This window comes from Luteimonas sp. A478 (assembly GCF_054052025.1).
The window spans coordinates 1-5,116 of sequence record NZ_JBSVRF010000013.1 but is presented as its reverse complement, the minus strand read 5'-3'; the positions used below and the strand labels follow the sequence as shown (position 1 = coordinate 5,116).

The window sequence follows — 5,116 nt, the reverse complement described above, 5'->3', positions numbered from 1 at the left end:
CTGCACTCAAGACTTAAGGGCTTCGGCCCTGCAAGACTTAAGTGAAGAGTTTGATCCTGGCTCAGAGTGAACGCTGGCGGCAGGCCTAACACATGCAAGTCGAACGGCAGCACAGAGGAGCTTGCTCCTTGGGTGGCGAGTGGCGGACGGGTGAGGAATACATCGGAATCTGCCTATTTGTGGGGGATAACCTCGGGAAACCGGGACTAATACCGCATACGACCTACGGGTGAAAGCGGAGGACCTTCGGGCTTCGCGCAGATAGATGAGCCGATGTCGGATTAGCTAGTTGGTGGGGTAAAGGCCCACCAAGGCGACGATCCGTAGCTGGTCTGAGAGGATGATCAGCCACACTGGGACTGAGACACGGCCCAGACTCCTACGGGAGGCAGCAGTGGGGAATATTGGACAATGGGCGAAAGCCTGATCCAGCCATGCCGCGTGGGTGAAGAAGGCCTTCGGGTTGTAAAGCCCTTTTGTTGGGAAAGAAAGACGTCCGGCTAATACCCGGATGGAATGACGGTACCCAAAGAATAAGCACCGGCTAACTTCGTGCCAGCAGCCGCGGTAATACGAAGGGTGCAAGCGTTACTCGGAATTACTGGGCGTAAAGGGTGCGTAGGTGGTTCGTTAAGTCTGATGTGAAAGCCCTGGGCTCAACCTGGGAATTGCATTGGATACTGGCGGGCTGGAGTGCGGTAGAGGGTAGTGGAATTCCCGGTGTAGCAGTGAAATGCGTAGATATCGGGAGGAACATCCGTGGCGAAGGCGACTACCTGGACCAGCACTGACACTGAGGCACGAAAGCGTGGGGAGCAAACAGGATTAGATACCCTGGTAGTCCACGCCCTAAACGATGCGAACTGGATGTTGGGTTCAATTAGGAACTCAGTATCGAAGCTAACGCGTTAAGTTCGCCGCCTGGGGAGTACGGTCGCAAGACTGAAACTCAAAGGAATTGACGGGGGCCCGCACAAGCGGTGGAGTATGTGGTTTAATTCGATGCAACGCGAAGAACCTTACCTGGCCTTGACATGTCGCGAACTTTCCAGAGATGGATTGGTGCCTTCGGGAACGCGAACACAGGTGCTGCATGGCTGTCGTCAGCTCGTGTCGTGAGATGTTGGGTTAAGTCCCGCAACGAGCGCAACCCTTGTCCTTAGTTGCCAGCACGTAATGGTGGGAACTTTAAGGAGACCGCCGGTGACAAACCGGAGGAAGGTGGGGATGACGTCAAGTCATCATGGCCCTTACGGCCAGGGCTACACACGTACTACAATGGGAAGGACAGAGGGCTGCAAACTCGCGAGAGCTAGCCAATCCCAGAAACCTTCTCCCAGTCCGGATCGGAGTCTGCAACTCGACTCCGTGAAGTCGGAATCGCTAGTAATCGCAGATCAGAATTGCTGCGGTGAATACGTTCCCGGGCCTTGTACACACCGCCCGTCACACCATGGGAGTGGGTTGCACCAGAAGTAGCTAGTCTAACCTTCGGGAGGACGGTTACCACGGTGTGATTCATGACTAGGGTGAAGTCGTAACAAGGTAGCCGTATCGGAAGGTGCGGCTGGATCACCTCCTTTAGAGACCGGACGGCATTCTGCCTGTCCAGGCGTCCGCACAAGTGACCTGCATCCAGTAGTTTCCGGTAAGCCGCGCGAGCGGAGCCGTGGGAGCGTCCCCTATGGGGCCATAGCTCAGCTGGGAGAGCACCTGCTTTGCAAGCAGGGGGTCGTCGGTTCGATCCCGACTGGCTCCACCACGCTTTACCCGTGAGTCCGAAGTTTTTCGGGTCTGTAGCTCAGGTGGTTAGAGCGCACCCCTGATAAGGGTGAGGTCGGTGGTTCGAGTCCTCCCAGACCCACCATCGGAATACTGGATGATTTTGCGCACACTAAAAGAATTTGATCGCGGCGGCGTTGAGGCCGGCGCGTGATCTTTGAAAATGGGATGTAGCGAGCGTTTGAGACGAACTTGTCCAGACGTGTCGTTTGAGGCTAAGGCGGGAATCCTAGAGATTCCTAATTTGAGTCGTTGCATATTCGCGTCGGTGGCTTGTAACCACCGGCACAAGTTAACTCCGAGGCGACTTGGGGTTATATGGTCAAGCGAATAAGCGCACACGGTGGATGCCTTGGCGGTCAGAGGCGATGAAGGACGTGGCAGCCTGCGAAAAGTGTCGGGGAGCTGGCAACAAGCTTTGATCCGGCAATGTCCGAATGGGGAAACCCACTCCGCAAGGAGTATTGCATGGTGAATACATAGCCATGCAAGGCGAACCCGGGGAACTGAAATATCTAAGTACCCGGAGGAAAAGAAATCAACAGAGATTCCCTGAGTAGCGACGAGCGAACGGGGAACAGCCCAAAAGTCGATTTGGTTTTAGCAAAACAACCTGGAAAGGTTGGCCATAGAAGGTGACAGCCCTGTATGCGAAAGGGCCATATCGATGAATGTGAGTAGGGCGGGGCACGTGAAACCCTGTCTGAACATGGGGGGACCATCCTCCAAGGCTAAATACTCCTGACCGACCGATAGTGAACCAGTACCGTGAGGGAAAGGCGAAAAGAACCCCGGTGAGGGGAGTGAAATAGACCCTGAAACCGTGTGCGTACAAGCAGTAGGAGCCCTTCGGGGTGACTGCGTACCTTTTGTATTATGGGTCAGCGACTTACTGTTCGTGGCAAGCTTAACCGTTTAGGGGAGGCGAAGGGAAACCGAGTCTGATAAGGGCGCATAGTCGCGGGCAGTAGACCCGAAACCGGGTGATCTAGTCATGCCCAGGGTGAAGGTTGAGTAACATCAACTGGAGGCCCGAACCCACTACTGTTGCAAAAGTAGGGGATGAGGTGTGATTAGGAGTGAAAAGCTAATCGAACCCGGAGATAGCTGGTTCTCCTCGAAAGCTATTTAGGTAGCGCCTCATGTGAATCCTCTCGGGGGTAGAGCACTGTTATGGCTAGGGGGTCATCGCGACTTACCAAACCATGGCAAACTCCGAATACCGGGAAGGAATGCATGGGAGACACACGGCGGGTGCTAACGTCCGTCGTGGAAAGGGAAACAACCCAGATCCACAGCTAAGGTCCCCAATTCAGTGCTAAGTGGGAAACGATGTGGAAAGGCATAGACAGCCAGGAGGTTGGCTTAGAAGCAGCCACCCTTTAAAGAAAGCGTAATAGCTCACTGGTCGAGTCGGTCTGCGCGGAAGATTTAACGGGGCTAAGTACTGAACCGAAGCTTGGAGTGCACAGCAATGTGCGCGGTAGAGGAGCGTTCCGTAAGCCGCTGAAGGTGGATCGAGAGGTCTGCTGGAGGTATCGGAAGTGCGAATGCTGACATGAGTAACGATAATGCGGGTGAAAAACCCGCACGCCGAAAGTCTAAGGTTTCCTTGCGCAACGTTAATCGGCGCAGGGTGAGTCGGCCCCTAAGGCGAGGCAGAAATGCGTAGTCGATGGGAAGCTGGTTAATATTCCAGCACCTCGCGTAAGTGCGATGGGGGGACGGAGAAGGGTAGGTGTACCGGGCGTTGGTTGTCCCGGGGAAAGGCAGTAGGTTTGGGACTTAGGCAAATCCGGGTCCCTTTAAGACCGAGCACCGAGACGAGCTCATTCNAGGTGTACCGGGCGTTGGTTGTCCCGGGGAAAGGCAGTAGGTTTGGGACTTAGGCAAATCCGGGTCCCTTTAAGACCGAGCACCGAGACGAGCTCATTAGAGCGAAGTCACTGATCCCACGCTTCCAGGAAAATCCTCTAAGCTTCAGCTTACGCAGACCGTACCGTAAACCGACACAGGTAGACAGGATGAGAATTCTCAGGCGCTTGAGAGAACTCGGGTGAAGGAACTAGGCAACATAGCACCGTAACTTCGGGAGAAGGTGCGCCCTTGATGGTGGCTCATGCGAGCTATAGCTGTCGGGGGCCGCAGTGACCAGGCCGCTGCGACTGTTTATCAAAAACACAGGACTCTGCAAACACGTAAGTGGACGTATAGGGTCTGACGCCTGCCCGGTGCCGGAAGGTTAATTGATGGGGTCAGCCGCAAGGCGAAGCTCTTGATCGAAGCCCCGGTAAACGGCGGCCGTAACTATAACGGTCCTAAGGTAGCGAAATTCCTTGTCGGGTAAGTTCCGACCTGCACGAATGGCGTAACGATGGCGGCGCTGTCTCCACCCGAGACTCAGTGAAATTGAAATCGCTGTGAAGATGCAGCGTTCCCGTGGCAAGACGGAAAGACCCCGTGAACCTTTACTATAGCTTTACACTGAACGTTGAGTTCGTCTGTGTAGGATAGGTGGGAGGCTGTGAAACTGTGGCGCTAGCTGCAGTGGAGCCAACCTTGAAATACCACCCTGTCGTGCTTGACGTTCTAACCTGGGCCCGTAATCCGGGTCGGGGACCGTGTATGGTGGGTAGTTTGACTGGGGCGGTCTCCTCCTAAAGAGTAACGGAGGAGCACGAAGGTACGCTCAGCGCGGTCGGACATCGCGCACTGTGTGCAAAGGCATAAGCGTGCTTGACTGCGAGATCGACGGATCAAGCAGGTACGAAAGTAGGTCTTAGTGATCCGGTGGTTCTGTATGGAAGGGCCATCGCTCAACGGATAAAAGGTACTCCGGGGATAACAGGCTGATACCGCCCAAGAGTTCATATCGACGGCGGTGTTTGGCACCTCGATGTCGGCTCATCACATCCTGGGGCTGTAGTCGGTCCCAAGGGTATGGCTGTTCGCCATTTAAAGTGGTACGCGAGCTGGGTTCAGAACGTCGTGAGACAGTTCGGTCCCTATCTGCCATGGGCGTTGGAGATTTGAGAGGGGCTGCTCCTAGTACGAGAGGACCGGAGTGGACGAACCTCTGGTGTTCCGGTTGTCACGCCAGTGGCATTGCCGGGTAGCTACGTTCGGAAGCGATAACCGCTGAAAGCATCTAAGCGGGAAGCGTGCCTCAAGATGAGATCTCCCGGGAGCTTGACTCCCCTGAAGGAACCATCAAGACCAGGTGGTTGATAGGCTGGGTGTGTAAGTACAGCAATGTATTTAGCTAACCAGTACTAATGATCCGTGTGGCTTGACCATATAACCTCAAGTAGCCTTGGACTCGACGACACGTCGC

General features: G+C 54.9%; 2 tRNA genes and 2 rRNA genes. All 4 read left to right on the top strand.

What is annotated here, in order from left to right:
* The first annotated feature begins 38 nt into the window (after window positions 1–38).
* The 4 genes from ACW7G3_RS14105 (at window position 39) to ACW7G3_RS14090 (ending at window position 5,079) form a co-directional block, all read left to right on the top strand.
* Window positions 39–1,583: ribosomal RNA gene (locus ACW7G3_RS14105) — 16S ribosomal RNA — on the top strand.
* Between the two features lie 103 nt (window positions 1,584–1,686).
* A tRNA-Ala gene (locus ACW7G3_RS14100) sits at window positions 1,687–1,762 on the top strand.
* Window positions 1,763–1,790: 28 nt separating this feature from the next.
* A tRNA-Ile gene (locus ACW7G3_RS14095) sits at window positions 1,791–1,867 on the top strand.
* 235 nt (window positions 1,868–2,102) lie between these two features.
* Window positions 2,103–5,079, top strand: a 23S ribosomal RNA gene (locus ACW7G3_RS14090).
* The 16S and 23S rRNA genes sit together here with 2 tRNA genes alongside, the layout of an rRNA operon.
* Window positions 5,080–5,116 lie beyond the last annotated feature (37 nt).